The organism is Paenibacillus sp. VCA1, from assembly GCF_031583795.1.
In the GTDB taxonomy this organism is placed as follows: Bacteria; Bacillota; Bacilli; order Paenibacillales; family Paenibacillaceae; genus Paenibacillus_AQ; species Paenibacillus_AQ albilobatus.
Genome location: NZ_JAVLSX010000002.1, coordinates 654,327 through 679,870, shown reverse-complemented (window position 1 = coordinate 679,870; position 25,544 = coordinate 654,327). Strand labels below are relative to the sequence as shown.

Annotated in this window: 21 protein-coding genes; 19 read left to right on the top strand and 2 right to left on the bottom strand. The window is 53.5% G+C overall.

What is annotated here, in order from left to right; translation table 11 throughout:
* Window positions 1-135 precede the first annotated feature (135 nt).
* Window positions 136-906, top strand: a complete 771-nt coding sequence (locus tag RJP21_RS06645) for a DUF421 domain-containing protein (protein WP_310858627.1) — start codon at window positions 136-138, stop codon at window positions 904-906.
* Window positions 907-908: 2 nt separating this feature from the next.
* Here the strand turns inward: RJP21_RS06645 and spoVB are convergent, their stop codons facing one another.
* Window positions 909-2,522, bottom strand: a complete 1,614-nt coding sequence (gene spoVB, locus RJP21_RS06640; RefSeq protein WP_310858585.1) for a stage V sporulation protein B — start codon at window positions 2,520-2,522, stop codon at window positions 909-911.
* Window positions 2,523-2,789: 267 nt separating this feature from the next.
* Between spoVB and RJP21_RS06635 the strand changes: the two genes are divergently transcribed.
* The 7 genes from RJP21_RS06635 to RJP21_RS06600 all read left to right on the top strand — a co-directional run bounded on the left by RJP21_RS06635 (window position 2,790) and on the right by RJP21_RS06600 (window position 10,015).
* Window positions 2,790-3,032 (top strand): post-transcriptional regulator, encoded by a 243-nt coding sequence (locus tag RJP21_RS06635; RefSeq protein ID WP_310858626.1) that lies wholly within the window; start codon window positions 2,790-2,792, stop codon window positions 3,030-3,032.
* A gap of 165 nt (window positions 3,033-3,197) precedes the next feature.
* A complete protein-coding gene (gene secD, locus RJP21_RS06630; RefSeq protein WP_310858584.1) occupies window positions 3,198-4,469 on the top strand; it encodes a protein translocase subunit SecD in 1,272 nt (423 codons plus the stop codon).
* Window positions 4,459-5,364: a protein translocase subunit SecF gene (gene secF, locus RJP21_RS06625; RefSeq protein ID WP_310858583.1), complete on the top strand. Its 906-nt coding sequence runs from the start codon at window positions 4,459-4,461 to the stop codon at window positions 5,362-5,364. The genes secD and secF overlap by 11 nt, the downstream gene beginning before the upstream one ends.
* Before the next feature lie 174 nt (window positions 5,365-5,538).
* Complete coding sequence (locus tag RJP21_RS06620; RefSeq protein WP_310858582.1) at window positions 5,539-6,495, top strand: cation diffusion facilitator family transporter; 957 nt, start codon at window positions 5,539-5,541, stop codon at window positions 6,493-6,495.
* A gap of 54 nt (window positions 6,496-6,549) precedes the next feature.
* Complete coding sequence (recJ, locus tag RJP21_RS06615; protein ID WP_310858581.1) at window positions 6,550-8,952, top strand: single-stranded-DNA-specific exonuclease RecJ; 2,403 nt, start codon at window positions 6,550-6,552, stop codon at window positions 8,950-8,952.
* A 40-nt stretch (window positions 8,953-8,992) separates the two neighbouring features.
* Entirely contained in the window at window positions 8,993-9,511 is a 519-nt protein-coding gene (locus RJP21_RS06610; RefSeq protein ID WP_160045230.1) for an adenine phosphoribosyltransferase, read from the top strand.
* 336 nt (window positions 9,512-9,847) lie between these two features.
* The gene (locus RJP21_RS06600) at window positions 9,848-10,015 is read left to right on the top strand and encodes a hypothetical protein (protein ID WP_310858580.1); all 168 of its coding nucleotides are present in this window, start codon (window positions 9,848-9,850) and stop codon (window positions 10,013-10,015) included.
* Between the two features lie 99 nt (window positions 10,016-10,114).
* On the opposite strand, the gene uraA is transcribed toward RJP21_RS06600, so the two are convergent.
* On the bottom strand, window positions 10,115-11,419 hold the full coding sequence (gene uraA, locus RJP21_RS06595) for a uracil permease (RefSeq protein WP_310858579.1): 1,305 nt from the start codon (window positions 11,417-11,419) through the stop codon (window positions 10,115-10,117).
* Window positions 11,420-11,725: 306 nt separating this feature from the next.
* Here uraA and RJP21_RS06590 point away from each other — a divergent pair, with 306 nt between their 5' ends.
* The 11 genes from RJP21_RS06590 to RJP21_RS06540 all read left to right on the top strand — a co-directional run bounded on the left by RJP21_RS06590 (window position 11,726) and on the right by RJP21_RS06540 (window position 25,395).
* The gene (locus RJP21_RS06590) at window positions 11,726-13,903 is read left to right on the top strand and encodes a RelA/SpoT family protein (protein ID WP_160045232.1); all 2,178 of its coding nucleotides are present in this window, start codon (window positions 11,726-11,728) and stop codon (window positions 13,901-13,903) included.
* A 47-nt stretch (window positions 13,904-13,950) separates the two neighbouring features.
* A complete protein-coding gene (dtd, locus tag RJP21_RS06585) occupies window positions 13,951-14,400 on the top strand; it encodes a D-aminoacyl-tRNA deacylase (RefSeq protein ID WP_160045233.1) in 450 nt (149 codons plus the stop codon).
* A 25-nt stretch (window positions 14,401-14,425) separates the two neighbouring features.
* Complete coding sequence (locus RJP21_RS06580; protein WP_310858578.1) at window positions 14,426-14,626, top strand: hypothetical protein; 201 nt, start codon at window positions 14,426-14,428, stop codon at window positions 14,624-14,626.
* A gap of 148 nt (window positions 14,627-14,774) precedes the next feature.
* Entirely contained in the window at window positions 14,775-15,266 is a 492-nt protein-coding gene (locus RJP21_RS06575) for a hypothetical protein (RefSeq protein ID WP_310858577.1), read from the top strand.
* A gap of 823 nt (window positions 15,267-16,089) precedes the next feature.
* Window positions 16,090-17,346 carry a histidine--tRNA ligase gene (gene hisS / locus RJP21_RS06570; RefSeq protein ID WP_310858576.1) on the top strand — a complete coding sequence of 419 codons (1,257 nt, stop codon included), beginning with the start codon at window positions 16,090-16,092 and terminating at the stop codon, window positions 17,344-17,346.
* Between the two features lie 33 nt (window positions 17,347-17,379).
* Window positions 17,380-19,167, top strand: coding sequence for an aspartate--tRNA ligase (gene aspS / locus RJP21_RS06565; RefSeq protein WP_310858575.1), 1,788 nt, complete (start codon window positions 17,380-17,382; stop codon window positions 19,165-19,167).
* A 24-nt stretch (window positions 19,168-19,191) separates the two neighbouring features.
* Window positions 19,192-19,947, top strand: a complete 756-nt coding sequence (locus RJP21_RS06560) for a tRNA threonylcarbamoyladenosine dehydratase (protein ID WP_310858574.1) — start codon at window positions 19,192-19,194, stop codon at window positions 19,945-19,947.
* A gap of 480 nt (window positions 19,948-20,427) precedes the next feature.
* A complete protein-coding gene (locus RJP21_RS06555) occupies window positions 20,428-21,387 on the top strand; it encodes a 3'-5' exoribonuclease YhaM family protein (RefSeq protein WP_160045239.1) in 960 nt (319 codons plus the stop codon).
* A gap of 23 nt (window positions 21,388-21,410) precedes the next feature.
* Window positions 21,411-22,199 (top strand): endonuclease/exonuclease/phosphatase family protein, encoded by a 789-nt coding sequence (locus RJP21_RS06550; RefSeq protein ID WP_310858573.1) that lies wholly within the window; start codon window positions 21,411-21,413, stop codon window positions 22,197-22,199.
* 368 nt (window positions 22,200-22,567) lie between these two features.
* Complete coding sequence (gene rpoD, locus RJP21_RS06545) at window positions 22,568-23,398, top strand: RNA polymerase sigma factor RpoD (RefSeq protein ID WP_236575932.1); 831 nt, start codon at window positions 22,568-22,570, stop codon at window positions 23,396-23,398.
* Between the two features lie 461 nt (window positions 23,399-23,859).
* A complete protein-coding gene (locus RJP21_RS06540) occupies window positions 23,860-25,395 on the top strand; it encodes an ABC-F family ATP-binding cassette domain-containing protein (RefSeq protein WP_310858572.1) in 1,536 nt (511 codons plus the stop codon).
* Window positions 25,396-25,544: the final 149 nt, after the last annotated feature.

Below are 25,544 nucleotides of genomic sequence, written 5' to 3'. Positions count from 1 at the left end.
TAATCCGCACGGCAATGCATGGGGAAAATGGGCCGGGGCCAAAATACCAATACAACTTCCGTAAAATTAGCCGCAAGAGGGAGGGTACGGCAAGTGGCATTGCATCTTTTGGTTACCATTTTTCGGACGGTACTCATGTATTTTGTCATCTATCTGACGTTAAGGATTATGGGGAAAAGGGAAATCGGAAAACTGTCCATTTTCGATCTCGTCATTTCCATTATGATCGCCGAAATCGGCGTCTTTGTGCTGGAAGATATCAAGCGCCCGGTATTCGATGGAATCGTTCCGATGGTCACATTAGTCATCATTCAATTGCTGATTGCGCTGGTCAGCCTGAAAAGCCGGAAAGTGCGCTTATGGTTTGAGGGCGAGCCAAGCATCCTTGTGGCCAGGGGCAGGCTAAACCGGGAAGAAATGCGGAAACAGCGCTACAATTTGGACGACCTTCTGCTTCAGCTTAGGGGAAAAAACATTCAAAACATCGCGGACGTCGAATTTGCCATCCTGGAAAATTCCGGGCAGCTGACGGTCATTCCCAAATCCCCGTCTCCCGTGCAGCAGCTGCCGGTCAGGCAGCCTCAAAAAACGGGGGGCGGCGTCTATCCTACGGGACAGTCCCAAAGCTCTTCCGCCAATCCGCGGCGGGCCGTGGCAAGGCCGGGCAATACAAGCGGCTCCCGATCGAAAAAAATGATCTTTGCCCCTGCAGGAACCTTCAACAACGGCGTGCTCCCGGTTCCGCTCATCATGGATGGAAGGGTGCAGGACGACAATTTGCGGATGCTGAAAAAAAACCGGTTTTGGCTTAAACATCAGATCCAGCAGCATGGCGCGAAGGAGTTCAAGGATGTTTTTTTATGTTCGATCGACCATCGCGGCAAAGTGTATGTCGACCGGAAGTAGCGTCAGGCCGCCGGGTTTTTCGGCTCGTCATTCCCGAACCATCTGCCGATGACCGGCATTCTTTTTACGTCCCGCGGCGTCACCAGCTTCAAGGCGAACACCGTAATCAAGAAACCGGCGGCGCCGATAAACGCCGAAGCAAAAAACTGAACCAGACTCAGGCCGGCAAACGGAAGATGGCGGTAGGCCAGGGAAGTAACCGCCGCCGTAATGATCATGGAGCAAAGCAGTTTTACCATTTCAAACAGTTTGAAACGGTATTTAAGCAGCCGGCTGATGCTGTAGCCGTGAAGGAACGCGACAACGATGCTGTTGATGATGATCGCGATGACGGCGCCGTAGATCCCGTATTTGGGCTGCGAGGACAGATACCAGATCAGAAGCAGCTTGACGGTTGCGCTGACAAGCGTGTTGAACAGCGCCCTTCCGGGGCGGTCCAACGCCTGCAGCGCGGCTTGAAGCGGAGCCTGTACATATACGAAAAGCGCAAAAGGGGCCAGCATGCGCAGCATCCCCGCAATGTCCGCATCGTTGTATAAAAACCGGCAAAGCGGTTCGGCAAGCACATACATCAAAACGGAGAAGGGAGCGCCCGTCACCAGGGCGAGCCGGATCGTCTGATTGAGCCGTTTATGGATCGTTGTCCGGTCGTTGCGCGCAGCCGCTTCGGAAAGGGATGGAACCAGCGATACGGCAAGAGAAGAAGTCAGCGCCCCGGGCAGCAGCAGGACGGGGATGATCATGCCTTGCAGCGCGCCGTATTGCGCGGTGGCGACGGAGGTGGCGATGCCGGCGATGGCAAGGCTTTGCGCGGTGACGATCGATTCGAACAAGTACGAAAAGGATCCGACCAGTTTGCCTGCCGTAACCGGAACGTTGATGCCCATGAGCCGCGAAAAGAGCCCCCGGCTTGCGGCTTCGGAACGGGAGGTTTTATCCGGTTTGACTGCATTCGGCCGTTCCCTGCGGAACTGCCATAACAGAGCGAGCATGCCGAAAAATTCCCCCGCCATAACACCGAGCATGGCCCCTGCCGCGGCGTAAGCAACTCCTTTCGGCAGCAGCAGATAGGCGAACCATAACGTGCATATGATTCTGGCTATCGTTTCGATAATGCTTGAGGCGGCGGACGGAATCATGTTTTGTTTGCCTTGGAAATAACCTCTGTAAACGGAAGAAACGGCAACGATGACGAGCATCGGACTCATGCTGATAAAGGTGTGATAGACGCGGGAATCCGTCAGGATCGTGTTTGTCACCCAAGGCGCGAGCCAAATCGCAAGCGCCATGAACAGGATGCCCAAGCCGACGGTCAGCAGCAGGCTGACCCGAAGAACGAATGCGGAATTTTGCGGCTTGTTTTCCGTTTCGGCCTCGGATACCAGCTTGGCCACCGCGAGCGGAATCCCTCCGGTAATGACCGTGACCAATACCAGAAAAAAGGGGTATCCGAGCTGATAGATTCCGACGCCTTCGGCTCCGATGATCCGGGGAAGCGCGATTCGGGGAATGAAGCCCAATATGCGGTTGATGACCCCGGCCGCAAGCAAAATCATCGTCCCTTGAATAAACGTCTGCTTTTTCGGTGTCCATTTGTCAGGTGTTAGCTTGTTCAAATGCGCCCACTCCCTCTTTCTGTGCCCAGCCTCTTATGCCGCTGCAGTCGTCTGCGACAGACCTTTGTAATATGGATATGCCGGACTCGTCCATTCATGCCACGACTTTTTGCGCGAAAATATCGCATTCCCGCCAAAAAAAGAACATGCCCCGGAAAAGAAGGAATGAGGCGATCCGGAGTCGAATGTAGTAGTATCAATATAGATAGGTTGGCATGAAGACATCAGGAAGATCGAGAGGAGGCTGCGCTAGTGAGCCCGGACCATATGAGCGAAAGCGAGCTGGATGCCGCGATTGAGGCGCTGTGCAGAAGCAAAGCGGAGGAATTCAGGCTCGTCGGATACGAGCACGTGACCAGCAAAGACGTCTGGAACTGCATCAGCAGCAAATACGAAAAGGAAGGCATTCCTCCCTTGTATAAGCTGACCAACGATATCCTTTCTCTTAAAGTGACTGCGTTCATGAATTATATGACTATTTCTGCATATAAAGGTTCCTCTTTCGATTAATGGAGAGGAACCTTTTCGGGCTTGCCGGCAGAGGCCGCAAACCGGACGGTTTGGCGCGGCGGAATCCTTCCGGCGAGCGGAAACGACAAATATTGATAAATTGACTGCTTTTTGACGCATAGCTATAATAGGAATATTGAGAACGAAAGGGGAACTAGGAACGGCATGAAAAGAATTGCTACTTTCATCATCGTCGTGCTCGTTGCAGCGGGGATCATGGGCTGGTCGACTCCAGGATTGCTTAATGGCGTCCGGCTGGGCCTTGACCTGAAAGGTGGCTTCGAGATTTTGTACGAAGCATCGCCGCTGGAAGCGGGACAAAAGGTTACGAAACAGTCCCTCACGCGTACGGCGGAAAGCCTGGAAAAGCGCGCCAATGCGCTTGGCACCAGCGAACCTGAAGTAACAACCGAAGGTACGAACCGGATTCGCCTTAAAATCGCAGGCGTAACCAACGAAGCCGAAGTCAGAAAGAAAATGAAAGAGCCGGCCTCGCTGACCTTCCGCAGCGCGGATGGCTGCAAGGCGCCTGCGGAAAACGCGCAACCGAAAGATATATATTGCAAGGTTGAACTCGTCGGCAGCGATTTCGTCGAGAACGGAGCTTCCGTCGGCTATGGCCCTCTGAACGAACCTGTCATCGACATCAAGGTGAAGGACAAAAAGAAATTCGCCGATGTGACGAAACGTTTGATCGGGAAAAACCTGGCCATCTTCCTGGATGAAACCATGCTGTCCGACCCTACGGTACGGCAGGAGCTGACGGACGGCAAAGCCCAAATTTCCGGCAGCTACTCCATCGAAGAAGCCAAACAAATCCGGGATACGATTAACCTGGGCGCCCTGCCTTTGAAACTGACCGAAAAATACTCTCAAAGCGTAGGGGCGACGCTGGGCAAACAGTCGCTGCAAAAAACGGTGGAGGCCGGCATCATCGGTTCCATCGTCATTCTGCTCTTTATGATCGCGATGTACCGTTTGCCGGGCATCATTGCCAGCTTCGGGCTGATCGTGCATACCTGGCTGCTGATTCTCGTGTTCGTCTGGGCCGACTTTACGCTGACCCTTCCGGGTGTCGCCGCGTTTATTCTCGGGATCGGGATGGCCGTCGACGCGAACATCATCACAAACGAACGGATTCGGGAAGAAATCCGCAATGGCCGCAGCATCACCTCGGCGGTCAAAGCGGGGAACAAATCTTCCTTCCGTACGATTCTCGACTCGAACATTACGACGATTATCGTCGGTGCCGTGATGTTCGCATTTGGGACAGGCGCCGTCAAAGGTTTCGCCCTCGTCCTGATCGTCGAAATCGTGCTGAGCATTTTGACGAACGTGTATTTGACCCACTTCCTGCTTAGTTTGCTCGTCAAAGGCGAGCTGCTTAAAAAACCGAAGCAATTCGGTGTAAAGGAGAGTGAAATCAATGCACTTTAAGAGAGAATTTGACTTCGTGAAGCTCAGCAAATCCGCGTTTATCTTTTCGATCGTGCTGACGATTGCAGGGATTATCGCGCTTGCCGCTTTCGGTTTGAACTACGGCGTTGATTTCCAGGCAGGCTCGAACGTGGACGTGAAACTTTCCAAAAACGTAACGAAAGAGGAAGTCCAGCCGCTGCTTAACGAAATTGGAATCGGCAAGGATGCGAACATCACGCCCGGCGACAAGCGGGTGAACATCCGCTTCACGAAGGTGCTTGAAGGCGACCAGGACGAGAAGCTGAAGGCGGCGATCCAGAAGCTGGACAAGTCCGCTTCCTTCGAAATCAACACCGTCGATCCGGAAATGGCGAAAGAGCTCGGACGGAATGCGATTTACGCCGTACTCATATCCTGTATCGGGATCATCATATATGTAAGTATCCGGTTTGAATGGCGATTCGCCGTATCGGCCATCGTAGCGTTGCTGCATGACGCGTTTATGGTCGTGGCGATCTTCTCCATCTTCAGGCTGGAAGTCAGCCTGACCTTCATCGTCGCGGTGCTGACGATCATCGGTTACTCGATTAACGATACGATCGTTATTTTTGACCGGATTCGCGAAAACCTTCGTTTCGGCAAGCAGAAGACGCGCGAGGATTTGGCCAAGCTGCTGAACCACAGCGTCAACCAAATGCTGATGCGTTCCTTGTATACGGCGTTTACGGTATTTATTGCCGCATTTTTCCTGTTCCTGTTCGGCGGGGAATCGATCAAAATGTTCTCGCTGGCCATGGTCATCGGCCTGATCTTCGGAGCCTATTCTTCGATTTTCATCGCCAGCCCGTTGTGGCTGCTCTTTAAGTACAAACAAAAACCTAACCGGAAAGCGGTCAAGCCTTCCAAAGCGTAAGGTTCGTTGTACATTCGAAAGCCGCGTCCCATGCGACGCGGCTTTCGATCTTCCATGTGAAACTCATCGATGGCTTATTCATCTCGAAGAAACGGATGCGGTTTGAACCGTGCGGGTTATATCCATTTCAAAGAATAGAATCGGCATGTTGGGACTGCCGGAGAGGAGGCAAACATGAGCAAAGAGCGTTCACATTCTTCCGATACCGTTACCTGGGCGGGGATGATCGGCGATTTGTCGCTGGCCGTCGTTAAAGGGGCCGTCGGTTATTTCGGGGGTAGCAAGGCACTGCTCGGCGACGCCTTGTATTCCGCTTCCGATGCGGTGTCCGCCTTGAACCGGCTTATTCCGCGGCGCATGTCCGTAAAAAGAAGGGGCCGGGCCGTACTGCCAAGCCGTTCGTACAGGACGGAGCCTTTATTTGCGGTTATTTTTGCGGTGCTTGTCCTGATGGGAGGGCTGCAAATCGCGATCGCTTCCATCCGGGAGATGGCGTCGGGAACCATCGAAATTCCGCATCCGTTTACGCTCATCGCCATTTTCGTGTCGCTTGCCGTGAAAGAAGCCGTTTTCCAACTGCAATACCGTTATTCGAAAAAACAAAGCGACGGAAGCCATACGGCTTATGCCGAAGAACACCGTTTCAGCCTGTACACCTCGCTAACCGTTTGCATCGGCGTATTTCTATCCGTGTTGGGAGACAACCTGCAGTGGAAAGCGATGATGTACATGGATCCGGTGTCGGCCTTGATCGTGGCGGCTTTGGTGCTCCGCAAAGGGTACCTGATGATCGTAAAATCCGTTTACGGTACGCTGGCGGAGGAGACGGAGCAGGAGGATGCATTGAATTTCATCGAAACGGTGCAGCGGGTGCACGGCATTATCACGGTGGACGATTTGAAGGCGAAGGAGCAGGGGCATTACGTGACGGTCGATCTGAAAATCAGCGTCAACCCCCGCATCACGGTGCTTGAAGCGAACGAGATTGCGGAGCGGGCGAAAAAACTGCTGATGAACCGTTTCGTGCATATCAGTGACGTCAATATTCAAGTCGTTCCCTATGATCCCGGCTATCCGTACAAATCCAACCATCATCTGACCGATAGCGACATGCCGACGCTGATTCAATAGAGCTTTCGCGGATTGTTAGGCTCATGGCATCCAGGGAAAGAAAGGTGAAGACGATTGTTTGAATCAAAATATTCGTGGCAGACTCCTTCCGGACATGAAGAGACCGCACGAAGTTTGGCGGAGAAGCTTTCGATCTCCCCATTGACCGCTTCGCTGCTTGCCGCAAGAGGCATCGCCAGCAAGGAAGAGGCGGATATGTTTCTGGGCGGCGGCCTCGAGGCATTGCATGATCCGTATCTGCTGCTTGGCATGGAGAAAGCGGTGCCGCGGATTCGGCGGGCGATCGAACACGGGGAGCATATTTTAATATACGGCGACTACGATGCGGACGGCGTTTCCAGCACTTCGTTAATGATTTATTTTATGCGGCAGTTAAAGGCCTCTTTCGATATTTACATTCCTCATCGCTCCAACGAAGGTTACGGGTTACATAATCACGCGCTGGATTGGGCGCATCAGCAGGGAGTCAGCCTGGTCATTACGGTCGACACCGGGATCAGCGCGGTAGAACAGATCGCTTACGCCAACGGGCTTGGCATCGACGTGATTGTGACCGACCATCACGAGCCGCCGGAAGTGCTTCCCGACGCTTATGCGCTGATCAATCCGAAACAGCCGGGATGTCCGTATCCGTTCAAAGGTTTGGCCGGGGTCGGCGTTGCCTACAAGTTGGCGCAGGCCGTGCTCGGGGAGCCCCCGGTCGAATGGACCGAAATCGTGGCGATCGGCACGATCGCCGACTTGATGCCGCTAACCGGGGAAAACCGCATTTTGGTCAGCCGCGGTTTGGAGTCCATGCGGCGTACGTCGTTTCCGGGGATTCGCGCCCTGATGGAAGTGAGCGGGATCGCGATGGGAACGGTGACGGCGACGAACGTCGCGTTCGGGATGGCGCCGCGAATCAATGCCAGCGGACGGCTGGACCATGCCGGCTCCGCCGTATCCCTGCTGACGACCGATGATGCGGACGAAGCGCAGCGATTGTCCCATTCCTTGGATGAGTTGAACAAGGAACGGCAGCAGGTCGTGGAAACGATCGTCCAGGAGGCGCTGGACCAGCTGCAGGGCAAAAGTTCGGACGGCAGCGTTCCCGACGTGATCGTGCTGGCCGGCGAAGGCTGGAACGTCGGCGTCGTCGGCATCGTCGCTTCCAAAATTTTGGAGCGTTTTTACCGTCCGGTCATTGTTCTCGGCATCGATCCGGAAACGGGCATGTGCAAAGGATCGGCCAGATCCATCCCGGGCCTTGACATTTACGAGGCGCTGACCTCCTGCAAAGAGCTGATGGACCATTACGGCGGCCATCCGTCCGCGGCCGGGATGAGTCTCCATCGGGATCAGCTTCAATCTTTTGAGGAAGCATTGAACCGGTTTGCCGCCGAAGTCATGACGGAAGAGGATTATATTCCCGTCACGTCGGCGGACGGGGAATGGCGGCTATCGGACGTTCCGCTGGCCGTCATTGACGAACTGGATATGCTGGCGCCGTTCGGCATGGCCAATCCGGTGCCGAAGCTCATTTTTCGCGGCACGGAGCTCGTGGAAACGCGGAAAATGGGGAAAGACGGCAAACATCTGAAGCTGGTCGTCCGGCAGGGCGGAACGCGGATGGAAGCCGTGGCGTTTGGCAAGGGCGATCTGGCGGACGTGCTGGAAGAAGGAGTGACGCTGGATATTCTCGCCGAAGTATCCGTTAACGAATGGAACGGGTCGCGCAAACCGCAGCTGATGCTCCAGGATATGCGGATCGTGGGTCCGCAGGTATTCGACCTGCGCGATGCCAAGGAGCCTTGGACGCTCGTCCAACAGATCTATGACCGGATTTCGCCCCATATGAGATTGGATCGCCGGCATATCGCCGCCGTATTTAATCCGGGCATCGAAAGTTCCCCGAAATTGCATTTGAATGATAGCACCCTTTGGGTATATGATAAGAATGCTGGAATTTCGGCATATAACGACGCGGCGCTGACTTATGGCCCAGATCATATTACGACTTTATTTATGATACATGTGCCCGACTCTGCGGAACAGCTGGATACGCTGCTCGCTACGTTCAAAAACCTGTCCAACCTGTTCCTGCTCCATTCGGGGCGGAGCCGGGCGGAAAAACTGACGGCGCCGAGCCGGGATCAATTCAAATTGCTGTACGTATTACTGATGCGGATCGCTTCGGAGCCCATCAGCGAAAAAGAAGCGCTTGTCCGTCTCAGCCAGCAGTCTTCGGCCACCATACGCATGGTATCGATGATGATGGACGTGTTCGAGGAGCTCTCGTTCATTGAACGCCGCGACGGACATATCGTGGTCATTCCAAAACCGCCGAAACGCGAGCTGAGCAGTTCCGCTCATTTCTCCGCATTGGGCAGTCTGGCCGAAATGGAACAGCATTTGCTGTATGCGGGCACTTCCCAATGCACGAGCTGGGTGATATCCCGTTTGGAAGGCGCCAGCTAAACGCATGACCTTTTTGCATATTACTTAGGAGGAGATTTATTTGGATTACAAGAAACATATTCGGGTCATTCCCGATTTCCCGCAGCCGGGGATCAGCTTCAAAGACATTACAACATTGCTTCAGGACGGAGAGCTTTACAAAAAAGCCATCGACGATCTTAAACAAATGGTATCCGCTCTGAGCATCGATGTGATTGCAGGTCCCGAAGCGCGCGGGTTTGTCGTAGGCGCTCCTCTGGCCTATGCGCTTGGCGTCGGTTTTGCACCGATCCGCAAAAGCGGAAAGCTTCCATATGAAACGATTGAGGTCGGATATGACCTGGAATACGGCAAGGACCGTCTTGCCATGCATACGGATGCGATCCGCAAAGGTCAAAACGTCCTGATCGCGGACGATCTGCTGGCTACCGGCGGCACGATTTCGACTTCCGTGAACCTTGTGCGCCAGCTGGGAGGAAACGTGGTCGGCGCTGCCTTCCTGATCGAGCTTTCGGCTTTGAACGGCCGCGGGAAGCTGCCCGGGGTAGAAGTATTCTCCCTGATGCAATACGAAGACTGATCTTAAAATAAAGCGGAAACTTTAACGTTTCCCGGGAAATAAAACAAGATGCCTTTGGGTCGATTTCGGCCTGAAGGCATTTTTTTTTGTAAAAAGAAAAGCATGCGCTATGCGTATGGTTCAGGATAGCTAAAGCGTTGTATAAAAAAAATCCTCCGAAGTGTTAAGATAAATTCGGTTTGCCAACCAAATTTAAACCACGAGGAGGAGATCAGATGCCATCTGATGTGAACAGTTTACCACATACAAAAAATGGAATTGCGAGTATCACATTGTGTTAGCGCCAATTAAGCATCGGAAGCGCGAAACCGATGGCGGCAAAGAGGGCTTGAAACGATGGGGGAAGAGAACAAAATCGCTTTGATTCCGCTGGATGAGCGTCCCTGCAACTACGAAGCGGAAATTACCGACTGCTGCATGCCGTGGAACCGGACCTTTGGGGTGGGGCTTAGCGTTCATTTTCGCGCTCCTGCATTGGGGCGGGAACGGGATCGGGATCCATAGTTCAGGCCTTCCTTGGAACGTGAATTGAATCTTGCGGATTAAAAAATAGAGCCGGCAGCGCTCCACGTAACAGAGGCCTGTCCGGCTCTTTCATTTGGATCAGTCTGGAGTTTTTTCGGCGAGTTCGCCGCTTTTTTCGTTGGAAAGGCCAAGCACTTCAATCAGCCTGAAGAACAAGCTGAGCACGATGCCCACGATCGTCGCAAGCGCCATCCCTTTCAGGTGGACGTTGCCGATATCGAGCTGCACGCCGCTGATGCCGACAACAAGCACGAGCGTGGCGAGGATCATGTTGGTCGGTTTTGAAAAGTCCACTTTTTGCTCGACGAAAATACGCAGCCCCGAAGCCGCGATAACCCCGAACAGCAGCAGCGATACACCGCCCATGACGGGTTCCGGGATGTTCGCGATGACTGAGGAGAACGTTCCGGAGAAGGAAAGCACGATAGCGATAACGGCTGCCCCGCCGATCACGAACACGGAGTAGACTTTGGTCAGCGCCATGACTCCGATGTTTTCGCCATACGTCGTGTTCGGCGTGGAGCCGACGAAACCGGACAGGATGGTCGAAATGCCGTTACCGAGCAAAGAGCGGTTCAGTCCGGGATCTTTGGACAAGTCTTTGCCGACGATGTTGCTTGTGACAAGCAAATGCCCGATATGCTCGACAATGACGACCAGCGAAACCGGAATGATGGTAAGGATCGCATTCATTTCGAATTTAGGAGTGGTGATCGTTGGCATCGAAAAGAGATGCGCGCTTGCGATGGCGCTTTTGTCGATCATGCCCGGCATAAAGTAGGCGACCGCGTATCCGGTCACGATCCCGATCAGGATGTGGATGATCTTCGGGAAACCACGGAACAGCACCGCGCCGATGACGGTGACGCCAAGCGTCGTCATGGACAGGATCACGCTGTTCGGATTAAACCAGTCGGCTGCAGCGCCTTCCTTCGGGATCAATCCTGCCATGCCTGCCGCTGTAGGGACGAGCTCGAGGCCGATCGTGGCGACGATGGCGCCCATTGCCGCGGGAGGGAACACGACGTCGATCCATTTCGTTCCGGCATATTGCACGACCAGGCCGACGGCGACGAAAATGACGCCGGTGACGATAAAAGCGCCGAGCGCCAGCGGGTAGTTGTCCGCGTTATGATTCAGGACGGCCAGCACGGGCGAAATAAACGCGAAGCTGGACCCGAGGTAGGCGGGGATTTTTCCGCTGCAGATCAGAATGTACAGCAGGGTGCCGATGCCGTTCATCAGCAAAATCATGCCGGGATCGACGCCGAACAGGTTAGGCACGAGCACCGTGCTGCCGAACATGGCGAACAGATGCTGCAAGCTGAGAAGGAATCCCGGACCCAGCGGAAGCCTTTCATGGACTTGAATCTCGCGTTGCAAGGTTCTTCACTCCTAAATATGAATTTTTTCGTTTCACGAATTGCATTCAATGAACTAGAATAGCTAAGAAGCCGACATTTTTCAATCATTTTTTATGTGATTTTCGCAAAATCCTGTTATAAACATGGACGAAATATTAAAAAGATGCGAATGTTCGCGGGAGTCTTCCCTGTTCCTGGCAAGAAATATTGACGCGAAGCCTTTCAAGCGTCATAATTATAGGAAATCTTATTTGACCAGGGAACCTGCTAAGGATAAACGTTTGCGGGTTCTATTTCATATAGAAGGGACACGGAAACGACTAGAATGGGCATAGAGCGATTACTTGAAAAGGCAGGCGCCTATATCAAAGAACCGGATTTGAGCCGCATCCGCGAAGCCTATGAATTTGCGGAGCAAGCTCACCACGGACAAGTCCGCAAATCCGGCGAACCGTATATTCTGCACCCGCTTGCGGTTGCAGAAATTGTCGTGGGCTTGATGATGGATACGACCTCCATCGTCGCTGCGCTGCTGCATGATGTCGTTGAGGATACGACCGTATCGCTGGAAGAAATCCGTGATAAATTCGGCGACGCTTGCGCGATGCTGGTTGACGGATTGACCAAACTGGAGCGTATCCAGTTCCGTTCCAAAGAAGAGCAGCAGAACGAAAATTACCGCAAAATGTTTATCGCCATGGCGCAGGATATCCGCGTCATCGTGATCAAGCTGGCGGACCGGCTTCATAACATGCGTACGTTAAAATACCAGTCTGAGGAAAGCCAGCGCCGGATCGCCTACGAAACGCTCGAAATTTTTTGTCCGATCGCGGACCGGCTCGGGATTTCGGCGATCAAAAGCGAGATGGAGGATCTGTCCCTCAGATATCTCAATCCGCAGCAATATTACCGCATCGCCAACCTGATCCACAAAAAACGCGCCGAACGCGAGCAATTCGTGGAAAACGTCATTTCCCGCATCCGCGAAAAGCTGGACGAAATGGGCATCGAAGGGGATTTGTCCGGCAGGCCGAAGCATATTTACAGCGTTTTTAACAAAATGACGGCCAAAAACAAGCAGTTTAACGAAATCTACGACCTGATCGCGATCCGGGTGATCGTCGACAACATCAAGGATTGTTATGCCACGCTTGGGATCATTCATACGTTATGGAAGCCGATGCCCGGGCGTTTCAAAGATTATATCGCCATGCCGAAAGCCAACATGTACCAATCGCTCCATACGACGGTGGTCGGCCCCAACGGCGAACCGACGGAAGTGCAGATCCGGACGTGGGAAATGCACCGGACGGCCGAATACGGGATCGCGGCTCACTGGGCGTATAAGGAAGGAACGACGCCGGGCGGCAATTTTGAAAATAAAATGACCTTTTTCCGGGAAATTCTGGAGCTTCAGCATGAAGCGAAGGATGCTTCCGAGTTCGTGGAATCCCTGAAGATGGATTTCTTTTCGGACCTCGTATTCGTGTTTACTCCGAAGGGCGAGGTTATTGAACTGCCTTCCGGCTCCGTGCCGCTCGATTTTGCTTACCGCATCCACACGGAAGTCGGCAACCGGACGATCGGCGCCAAAGTCAACGGCCGGATCGTGCCGCTGGACCATCGCCTGAAAACCGGGGACATCGTCGAGATCCTCACGTCCAAGCATTCCTACGGACCGAGCGGAGACTGGCTGAAGATCGCCCAATCGTCCCATGCAAGAAGCAAAATCAAGCAGTGGTTCAAGAAGGAAAAACGAGAAGAAAACGTGGAAAAAGGCCGCGACATGATCGAGCGCGAGCTGAAAAACCGCGGTCTTGATCCGGCCGAATGGACGACGGACGACAAGCTGCTGGAGGTTGCCAAAAAGTTCGCCTTTAACGATGTGGATGATATGCTGTCCGGGATCGGATTCGGCGGCATCACCGCCGCCCAAATTTGCACGCGCCTGACGGAACGTCTGCGCAAAGAGCAGGAAGAAGCGCACCTGCTTGAACTGACGACGGAGAAGAAGGAAATCAAGGCCCCTTCGGAAAAAAGATCGCGCCCGACCAATGGCGTGCGCGTCAAAGGGATCGACAATTTGCTCGTCCGTTTTGCGCGCTGCTGCAACCCCGTTCCGGGGGATGAAATCGTCGGCTACGTGACCCGCGGGCGCGGCGTGTCCGTTCACCGGGCGGACTGTCCGAACATCCAGGTTTCGGGGGACGGCGAAGAAGCGGCTCGCGTGATCGAGGTCGAATGGGAGAACGAAATCGAAGCGAATTACAGCGTCGACATCGAAATTACGGGCCATGACCGCAACGGGCTGCTGAACGAGGTGCTGCAGGCGGTGTCCGAAAGCAAAACGAACATTTCGGCGGTTACCGGGCGTTCGGATAAAAACAAAATGGCGCTGATCCACATGACGATCCTGATCCGCAATACGGATCACCTGCATTCGGTCGTTGAACGGATCAAACGCGTCAAAGACGTGTATACCGTGCATCGGATTATCCAATAACAGGATAATCCTTTCATTTTTTCAAAGCATATGGAGGAATTTTCGGCATGAGAGTCGTCGTTCAGCGCTGCAAGGAAGCGCAGGTTACCGTAAACGGAGAGGTCACCGGCAAGATAAACCAAGGATTGATGGTGCTTGTGGGGGTGACCCATGAAGACACGGAAAAGGATGCGCAATATTTGGCCGACAAAGTCGCCGGCTTGCGCATTTTCGAGGACGAAGAAGGAAAAATGAATTTCAGCGTAACCGATGTGGGCGGAGGGATTTTGTCCGTGTCGCAGTTTACGCTGTACGGCGATTGCCGCAAAGGCAAACGCCCGAATTTTATGGCCGCGGCCAAACCGGATCAGGCGCTTGGGTTATACGAATGTTTTAACCGCGAGCTGGCGGCAAAAGGGCTGCAGGTCGAAACCGGCCGTTTCGGCGAAATGATGGATGTGGAGTTCACCAACTGGGGACCGGTCACGCTGATCATCGACAGCAAAGCGACGGCATAAATCGGTCTTCATGCGGGAATGCTGAATGTATAATCATCAGCTTCACCCGAAGGAGCCGTCATCGATGCGCCAATCTTCCCAAGGATCCGCCCTGAAGCAGCTGCCGCTCATTCCGATCGAATCCGTAAAGGAAGCGGTAAAGCTGGAGCGGACAGGCCGAATCCCTTTTCCTTTATGGCATGGATACCATAAGGGCAAAGGATCGCTGCCGTACATGCAGCGTTAATCAACGAATTTGTCGACCGGCATCAAAAGCAGGGTTCCCGTTAGCGGAAGCCTGCTTTTTAACATCATTCATTGTTACACTTGCATTTTGTGGGGTAATTACAACGTATAAAGATCAACCTATTCCTCGAAATAAGGAGGTAACGATCATGCCGAAACAAATTCAAGCTTATTTCAAAACGGAAGACGACGCCGAACAAGCGAAAACAAAATTGATCGGCATTCAGGCAGAGCATTTGGAGGTAGGCAGGCTCGGAACGGCGCTGGAAGGGAACCGCCACATTCTGCTGCCGATCGCGCCGGTGGGAATGACGGGAAGCGGCACAACGACGGGAGCATCCGCTGCGGCCGGCGTTTCCGGTGTCGCCTATACGCCTCCCGTTGTCGTGTCGCCTGACGATGATGACCCCAACGGCGTTTCTTCGGAAGGGGATCACCCAGCGGAGGAACACGCATGGGAGGACAGGCAGGACGAAGTCGAACCACTGTTCGATCCCTATGCGGATCGATACGATGATCTTGAATACGTTCTATCCTGCAAAGTACGGGACAAGGACTACGCGGATGTCGTCAACACGCTGCGCAACAACGGCGGTTACGTCGAAATATTCGAAGACGGGGAAGACCGGGCAGAGACCTAAGCTTTATGCAAGGCATCTGCTCAAGGATCTCAGTGGGGTCACATGGGATATCGTGCCGAACGAGCTTTTTTGAAACGGTTTCCTGTTTGTAATATAACTGTAATATAAGCTTCATCTTCCCTTAATATAGCCTGTTTATAATAACAGCATGACCCCCTTTTTTAATATAAAACTTTTGGACCTACAATCCGTATTGTAGGTTTTTCTTTTGTCTGCCACTTGACTTTAGTGAAGCGGTTCATTACAATCTAAAAATAATCCAAAATCGATTCGATGACGGGACCAAGTAGTCCGTGCCCCACCATGTCAGAGAGGAATCCCTTAGGCTGGAAGGATTCTATGGATGACCGGATGAATGACTTCCCCGAGAACAGGCGTCGAACGCGGAAAGGGATTTTGTATGAAACCGATCCCTGTCAGTAGACGTGCTGCGCGTAAACGGGCGTTAAACGTATGAGCGGATTCGCGATCCATGCGGGTCCGGAATGTGGGTGGCACCACGGGAGATTGAACAAGCACAATCCCTCGTCCCTGATTGCTTATTTGAAGCAGCAGGGCGGGGGATTTTTTGGCATACCCGTTTGCTTGAGCCTATGCTTTGATAAGCGAAGCTTTTATAGAGGATTTTGCAAAAAATCCAAGGAGCGGCTTTCAATCAGCAATATATCGGGCGAAACGGTTTAGTTCGTCTGTATATTGTACCCGGGAGCGGCTGGAATCGAATTTTGCAAAAACCTGAATACGGAAAAAGAACGAAAATACGTATATTTTGCAGATCGCAGCCTTTGGGCATTTGCGAAATACGCGAGCAGGAGGAAAAACGATGGCTTACCAAAAACCGACAGGCACCCAGGATTTTTTGCCTGGAATCGTGGAAAAATGGCAGTTCGTCGAGGAAAAGGCCCGGGATTTGTGCCGGCGATTTAATTACCGGGAAATCCGCACGCCGCTGTTCGAGCAGACCGAGCTGTTTGAACGCGGAGTCGGCGAAACGACGGACATCGTCGAAAAAGAAATGTACACCTTCAAGGACAAAGGCGACCGCAGCATGACGCTCCGTCCGGAAGGCACGGCGGGCGTCGTCCGTTCTTACGTGGAGAACAAGCTCTATGGAGAGCCGGATGTGAGCAAGCTGTATTACATCGGGCCGATGTTCCGTTACGAACGTCCGCAGGCCGGCCGTTACCGCCAGTTTCACCAGTTCGGCGTCGAAGCTTTCGGCGCGGTCGATCCGGCGATCGATGCGGAAGTCGTGTCGCTTGGTTACCAGTTCTGCAAAGAGCTGGGGCTGCAGGGCGTGAAGGTGGAGATCAACTCCGTCGGAAATCCGGCGAGCCGCGCGGCCTACAGGGAGAAGCTGCTTGCTTTCCTCACCCCGATGAAGGAAAGCTTGTGCAAGGACTGCCAATCGCGGATGGAACGGAATCCGATGCGCGTGCTGGACTGCAAGGTCGATCAGGAGAAATTCGTGAACGCGCCTTCGATCCTCGACAGCCTGGACGAGGAATGCACGACCCACTTCGAGCAGGTCAAACGGTATTTGAGCGATATGGACGTCGATTTCGTCGTGAATCACCGCCTGGTGCGCGGCCTTGATTATTACACGCACACGGCGTTCGAATATAAAGCGCAAGGCATCGGCGCGATCGATACGATCGGCGGCGGCGGCCGCTATAACGGCCTGGTCGGCGAAGTCGGCGGGCCGGATCAGCCGGGAATCGGGCTTGGGCTCGGGCTCGAGCGGATTTTGCTCATCCTCGAGAAACAGGAAATCGAGCTGAATGCCGTCAAACCGCTGGACGTTTATTTCATCGCCCTCGGCGAAGCGGCGGACCGCGAAATTACGAAGCTGCTGTACCTTGCCCGCAAGGAAGGGTTATCGGCCGAACGCGATTATTTGGGAAGAAAAATGAAAGCCCAAATGAAGTCCGCGGACCGTTTTAACGCCAAAATCACGGCGATCCTCGGGGATGACGAGCTGGAGCGGGGAGAAATCGCGCTGAAGTTGATGGCCACCGGCGAGCAGCAGACGGTGAAGCTGGACGAACTGGTTGCGAAATTAAAGGAATTAGCCGAATAGGCATACCACATAAAAAAAAGGAGTTTGAGAAACATGCATAGGACTCATCAATGCGGAAGCCTGACGACAGGCCATATCGGAGAAACCGTCACACTAAACGGCTGGGTGCAGACCCGCCGCGACCTCGGGGGCGTCTTGTTTATCGACCTGCGCGACCGCAGCGGCATCGTGCAAATCGTATTCAACCCGGCCTATTCCGGAGAAGCGCTGGCGATTGCCGACAAAGTGCGCAGCGAATACGTGCTGGCGGTTACGGGCAAAGTCGTCAAACGCGATCCGGAAACGATCAATCCGAACCTTGCCACAGGGGAAATAGAAGTTCAAATTACCGAGATTGAAGTGCTGAATGCGGCCAAAACGCCTCCGTTTTTCATCGAAGACGGCGTGGAAGTCGACGAGTCGCTTCGCCTGAAATACCGTTATTTGGACCTGCGCCGCCCGGAAATGCAGAAAACGCTGCTGCTCCGCTCCAAAGCCTCGAAGATTTTCCGCGACTTCCTGGACGGCGAGGGCTTTATCGAAGTGGAAACGCCGATCCTGACGAAAAGCTCTCCGGAAGGCGCTCGCGACTACCTCGTGCCAAGCCGGGTGCATGACGGCGAGTTCTTCGCTTTGCCGCAATCCCCTCAGCAGTATAAACAGCTTCTGATGGTAGGCGGCATCGAACGTTATTTCCAAATCGCCCGCTGTTTCCGGGACGAAGACCTCCGCGCCGACCGTCAGCCGGAATTTACGCAGGTCGACATTGAGACTTCCTTTATGAACCAGGACGAGCTGCTGGGCATGATGGAGAAGCTGATGGCCCGTCTGTTCAAAGAAACGATTAACGTCGACGTTCCGCTGCCTTTCCAGCGCCTGACGTATGCCGAAGCCATGGACAAATACGGCTCCGACAAACCGGACCTGCGTTTCGGACTCGAATTGATTCAAGTCAGCGATCTGGTCGCTACGAGCGGCGTCAAAGTGTTTGCTTCGGTGATCGAAAAAGGCGGAGAGGTTAAAGTGCTCAACGCCAAGGGCTGCGGCACGTGGAGCCGCAAGGAAATCGACGATTTGGGTCCGTTCGCGGCCCGTTACGGCGCCAAAGGATTGGCTTGGATTCAAGTGAAGGAAGGCGAATTCAAAGGGCCGATCGTGAAGTTCTTTACGCCTGAAGAGATCGAAGCGCTGAGAGAGCGCACCGGAGCCGAGGAAGGCGACCTGCTGCTCTTCTCCGCCGACACCAAAAAGGTCGTAGCCGATGTGCTTGGCGCGCTTCGCCTGAAGATCGGCAAACAGCTCGGCCTGATCGACGAAAATGAATTCAAATTCGCCTGGGTGGTCGACTTCCCGCTGCTCGAGTGGGATGAAGAGGAGAAACGTTATGTCGCTCTGCATCATCCGTTCACCCGTCCGCGCGATGAAGACCAGCATCTGTTCGAAACCGATCCCGGTCAGATTCTTGCCCAGGCTTACGATATCGTGCTGAACGGTTATGAAGTCGGCGGCGGTTCCATGCGGATCTACAAACGCGACATGCAGGAAAAAATGTTTGCGGCCCTCGGCTTGTCGCCTGAGGAAGCGAAGGACAAATTCGGTCACCTGCTGGACGCCTTCGAATACGGCACGCCTCCGCATGGCGGCATCGCGTTTGGACTTGACCGTCTCGTGATGCTTCTGGCCGGACGCAGCAACCTGCGCGAGACGATCGCCTTCCCGAAAACGGCAAGCGCCACCGATCTGCTTATGGATGCGCCGTCGCCGGTCGATGAGGCGCAGCTTGAACAGCTTCATATCAAGCTGGTGAAGAAGCCGGGGGAAGAAAAGAAAGTTCATGCTTAGAATTAAGGGAGGCCTTCTGACGATATGCTAAACCAATTTTCACGTACGGAACTGGCCATAGGACCGGAAGGTCTGGAAGCGATGAAAAACAGCACGGTTGCCGTCCTCGGCATTGGCGGCGTGGGCTCCATTGCGGCGGAAGCCCTCGCCCGCACGGGCGTCGGCAAGCTGATCCTCATCGATAAGGATGTCGTGGACATTACCAATATCAACCGGCAAATCCATGCGCTCACGACGACCATCGGACAGAAAAAAACCGAACTGATGGTGGAGCGGATCAAGCAGATCAACCCCGAATGCGAAGCGATCGCGCTGAACATGTTTTATACCGAAGAGACGTACGAAGAGCTTTTTAAATACGACCTGGATTATGTGCTTGATGCCTCCGACACCGTATCGTACAAAATCCATCTGATCAAGGAATGTCTGAAACGCAAAATTCCGATCATCTCAAGCATGGGCGCGGCCAACAAAATGGACCCGAGCCGCTTTCAGGTGGCGGACATTTCCAAAACGACGGTCGACCCGATCGCGCGCGTCATCCGTACCAAACTCCGCAAGGAAGGCATCAAAAAAGGCGTGAAGGTCGTATTTTCGACCGAAGAGCCGATAAAGCCGCGGGTGGACGTGACGGAGAAGATCGTTCCGGAAAACGCGCCGGAAATCCGCAAAGCGAAGCAGCCGCCTGCAAGCAATGCGTTTGTTCCTCCGGTTGCGGGGCTGATCATGGTCAGCGTGGCCGTAAAGGATCTGCTCAAAAAAGCCGGGATCGAGGTTTAAAGAAAATCCCTCCCGCAAGGTAAAATGTGGTACAATCAAAAGGCGTGAAAAGTCGAGCAAAAACGACAATCACGCCTTTTTGTTTCAAACTTGGAACAGGATGAAGGAACTTGTTCGCGGGTTTTACCCTGGCACGGGGATCGCAGCCGGCGGCCCGACCGTGCTAACATGATGGAGATAAATTTGTCGAAAACATAAGCGAAGCGTTCCCGGCCTTTCTGATCATGGTGATGATTCCTTTCACATACAGTATTGTGGATGGCATTCGGTTTTATCATCTATCCGACCGTTAAATCGCCAGGGGAAAAGCGAGGGACGTTTCTTTCGGTGTAATATATGATCGCCGCTTAGTTGTCGTAAGCTTTGCGGTGCAAGTCCTGCCGAAGCCGGAAGCCATGGAACGCATAGGGCCGCTTGCTTCCGGCAGGCGGTTCCTTGCTTTCAAAAGCGTTGAACGAGATTTGGGGGAGGAGATGCCATATGACGCTTATACAATCATTTACAGAAGGACAGGAAGTTACGGGGTATTATCTATTAAAAACCGCGATGGTCAAGCAAACGAATTCCACGCCGCCCAAAGATTATTTGGATCTGATCCTTGCGGACGCCAGCGGAGAGATTTCCGCCAAATTTTGGGACGCCTCGGCGACGGACAAGGAAACCTTTTTTGCTCCCATGCTCGTCAAGGTGAGAGGGGTCGTTCAGCTGTATCGCGATCGGCTTCAATTCAAGGTAAACAAAATCCGGCCGGCAACCGATGAAGACGGCTACAACATTACCGATTTTGTAAGGTCGGCGCCGGTTCCGCCCAATGATCTCGTCTACACGATCAAAACCGCGGCGTATACGATCCAGGATACCGAGATTCAGATGATCATCGACCACTGCCTGAACAAAATCGGGGACAAACTGATGCATTATCCGGCCGCCAAAGGCATGCACCACGCGTTTTACGCCGGGTTGGCTTATCATATCGTGCGGATGTTGGAGCTAGCCGAGTTCATCTGCAGGCAGCGGCCTTTCCTTAACCGGGATTTGCTTGTAGCAGGGATCATCCTGCATGACATCGCCAAAACGGAAGAACTGACGGCGGAATTGGGCATCGTCAGCGAATACAGCTTCACCGGAAAGCTGCTCGGGCATATTCCGCTTGCCGCAAGCTGGGTGTCGGAAGCGGCGATTGCGATCGGCGTCGACGTCAGTTCGGAAAAAATCGTGCTGCTGCAGCATATGATTTTGTCGCACCACAATTTGCCGGAATGGGGCAGCACCGTGCAGCCGCAAATTCCCGAAGCGCTTGCGCTGCATCTGATCGACCAAATGGATGCCAAGCTGCAGGCGGCGGAGGACGCCATCGCGACGATGCCGGCGACGGAGGATTGGACCGCGCCGGTTCGGGCGCTGGAGAACAAATCGTTTTATCGGGCCAAAGGAAACTAAAAACGGAAGTGGGGAGCTTTCCGATGAAAGCAGCGGGCTTTTCGGACGGAACCGCCAAGGAGGTTTATACTGCGAAAGGGAACATAAAGCCGGTTCTGCGGGTATTGACTTACAACATTCATCATGGAGAAGGGATGGACGGCGTTCTGGATTTGGAACGGATTGCCGGCGTGATCCGAAGCGCCCGTCCCGATCTCGTAGCGCTGCAGGAGGTGGATCGGCATCTGTCCCGAAGCGGCGGCGCGGATCAGGCGGCGGAGCTGGGCAGGCTTACGGGCATGCATCACCGATTCGCGCGGGCGATTGCTTTTGACGGAGGCGAATACGGCATTGCGATTCTTTCCAAATTTCCGTTTGAATCGGTTCATGCAATGATGCTGCCAAACGAACCCGGCGGCGAACAGCGCGTCATGCTCGCAGCAAAGCTGGCATTAGGTCATGGGCTCCCGTCCGTCGTGTTTGCGGACACCCATCTGGAATGGCAGGAAGACGTTCAGCTGGCCGAACGAATCCGGTGGGCTCAGGCGGACCGTATCCGGGAATATCTTAAGGACAAAACGCCGTTCATTCTGGCGGGGGATATGAACGCGCTGCCGGATTCCGGGCCGATCCGGACGTGGACGGAAACGATGATGGACGACGCAACGGCTCACATCGGGCCGACCCATCCGGTGGATGGAAAAATCGACTATATCCTGTTTGATAAACAGAGCGGGTGGAAGCTGGTGACATCGGAGGCCATCCCGGAGAATACCGCCTCGGATCATGTTCCGGTTCTGGCTGTTTTGGAATGGGACCCTCAATCGGAGTAACAAGGCAGTAAAAAACCGAAACGGGCTCTTGCGGAAAAGAGTCCCGTTTCGGTTATATAAAAAAAAGTATGTTGATTTGCGTTATTTTTTGAAACATGTTGCATATGACAAGCGTATATGATACTATATAGTGTACCCTTAAATTGATATTATATAGTCATTCATATTTTAGCATATTTTATTGTGTTCGTCAATATTAATTTGAGGGCGGCAGCAATGAGGGATGCATGATGGTGTCGAAATGATCTTTGAAGGGGGAGGGCGTACGTATGGCAAACGAGGAACATGAATTAGAGACAAATCATGCCGATACGAACGATCAGGAGCACGCCGTCACTTTTGCTGATGCAGAGCTTCTGCCGACGGGAATGAAAAATGACGACTCGGTGCGCATGTATTTGAAGGGAATCGGCCGGGTCGGTTTGCTCAGTGCGGAGGATGAAGTGAATTTGGCGAAACGCGTCGCAGCCGGCGACGAAGAAGCCAAAAAAATGATGGTCGAGGCCAATCTCCGGCTTGTCGTCAGCATCGCAAGGAGATATGCGGGACGGGGAATGCAGCTGCTTGATTTGATCCAGGAAGGGAATATGGGACTCATCAAAGCGGTGGATAAGTTCGATTACACAAAAGGCTTCAAATTCAGCACCTATGCGACGTGGTGGATCCGTCAAGCGATTACGCGCGCCATTGCCGACCAAGGCAGAACGATCCGCATTCCGGTTCATATGATCGAAACGATCAATAAATTTACGCGCATTTCGAGACAGCTGGTTCAGGAATTGGGGCGCGAGCCCGAAGAGGAAGAAATCGCGCGCGCCATGGAACTGAGCGTGGAGAAGGTTCGGGAAATCATGAAAATCTCCCAGGAGCCGGTATCGCTCGAGACGCCGATCGGGGACGAAAACGATTCGAAGCTCGGCGATTTTATCGAAGATCATGACGCGTTGGCTCCCGTCGATTCCGCTGCGCATAAATTTTTGAAGGAGCAGCTCGGCGACGTGCTGGATACGCTCACGGAACGCGAGGAAAACGTGCTTCGCCTCAGATTCGGGCTGGAGGACGGACGGACGCGGACCCTGGAAGAGGTAGGCCAAGTCTTCGGCGTTACCCGCGAACGGATTCGCCAAATCGAAGCGAAGGCGCTGCGGAAGCTGAGACACCCCAGCCGAAGCAAGCGGTTAAAGGATTATATCGATTAAGCGGGAATTTCCGGGCCCGCCAAGGCTAACGCCCATCGGGGTTGACAACCGGAATGAAGCATCATTATAATCTTGAAATAGCGAAGGTTTTGCGCAGGTCATCTTTTTATCCCGCCCAAACCGCCGCAATGATTCCAAATTGACGATATGAGGTGGAAAGGTATGGAAAGATCAACTGTTCTTGTAAGAGATTTGGCTTAAGACGGGAGAAGTCTGCCCTTTTTTAACAAGCCATCTCGAGAACAGTTGATATGATCCGAATCCTTTCTTACTCTGATATAGAAATTACGGGTAAGGTGTATTCGCCTTACCCGTTTTTTTCGCCAAAGTGAAGGGGCGGACAGTTTTGACAATCAAAAACTTCCGTTAAGCGCGCAGGAGCGCCGCTTGCAAATTTCATACCGCTGTTTCTCCGGATGGCTTTCGCTTGAATCCAACGAAACCAAAAGGAGAGAAAAACGATGAGTATATTAAATGTCGAAGGATTAACGCATATGTACGGCGATCAGACGACGTTCAGGGACGTCCATTTCCGCTTGCTTTCCGGGGAGCACGCCGGCTTGGTCGGCCCCAACGGCGCGGGCAAATCCACCTTGTTCCGTCTGCTTACCGGCAGCTTGCTGCCGGATGCGGGGACCATCGCATGGTCGCCGCAGGTACGGGTCGGTTTTCTGGAGCAGCATATCGAATTGCAGGCGGGGACGACGATACGCCAATATTTGGAGCGGGCGTTTTCGCGGCTGTTCGACATGGAAAAGGAAATGAACGCGATCGCCGAGCGTTTTGCGGATCCGGGCGAGGATCTGGACGCGCTGCTGCGGAAATACGGAGAACTTCAGGCGCTATTAGAGCATCACGATTTTTACCAAGTATCCTCGAAAATCGAAGACATCGCTGCGGGTCTCGGCATTACGGAGTTGGGGCTTGAAAGGGATGTCGGCACGCTCAGCGGCGGGCAGAAAACAAAACTGCTCCTGGCCAAGCTGCTGCTCGAAGAACCACAGGTGCTGCTGCTGGATGAGCCGACCAACTATTTGGATCAGGTTCATATCGAATGGCTGACAGCGTATCTGAAACGTTATCCGCATGCTTACATCGTGGTTTCCCATGATGAACATTTCCTGAATGAAATCACGACGGTCATTTTCCATCTGGCGCATCAAAATATAAAGCGTTACGCGGGCAACTACCGGCAGTTCCAAAAGGAGTTTGCGCTCGGGCAAGCGCAGCAGCAGATTGCTTACGAGAAACAGAGCAAAGAGATCGAAAGGCTGGAGGCTTTTATCGACAAAAACCGGATCCGCAAAGCGAAGCAGGCCAAAAGCCGTGAAAAAATGCTGGGCAGAATCGTCCGGGTCGAAAAGCCGGTGGAAGGGCCCGCGCCGCGTTTTGCGTTTTCCGTCCCGTCCGCGACGGCAGGTACCGACATCGTTGAAACAAAAGATTTGAAAGTAGGTTATGGCAGCCCTCTGTTCAAACCGGTTTCGCTGAAGGTCCGCAAAGGCGATAAAATCGCGATCGTAGGCGAAAACGGGGCGGGCAAATCCACGCTCGTAAATACGCTGCTCGGACAGCTCCGGCCGCTTGGCGGAGAATTGTTGGCATCCGAAAAGGTTAAAACGGCTTACTACCGGCAGGAGGATACAGCGCCGGAGGAAACGCCGATGGAAAAGGTGTGGGCGCTGCGGCCGGACTTGACGCAAAAGGAGATCCGCAAGGTGCTTGCGATGTCCGGCTTGACGGCGGAACATATCCGCAAGCCGATCCGCACGCTCAGCGGCGGCGAGCAGGCCAAGGTACGGCTGGCCGAGCTGATGTTATCGCCCAGCCACCTGCTTGTCCTGGATGAGCCGACGAACCATTTGGACGTCCGGGCGAAAGAGGCGCTTAAAAAAGGATTGATGGATTACGAAGGCACGGTTTTGCTCGTCTCCCACGAGCCGGCCTTTTATGCAGATTGGGTGACGGATGTGTGGAAGGTGGCGGAATGGAGATAAGCCTTTCCGGGCAGAGATGGAAGGCCGGCGTTCTCTGCGCCGGCTGAAATGCTTAATAGAACGTTGGAATGACAAAAGCTGTCCTTTTTGGGACAGCTTTTTTTCGGATGGACGGATAAAGGCAGCTTCTTGCTTTCTAGAACACTCGA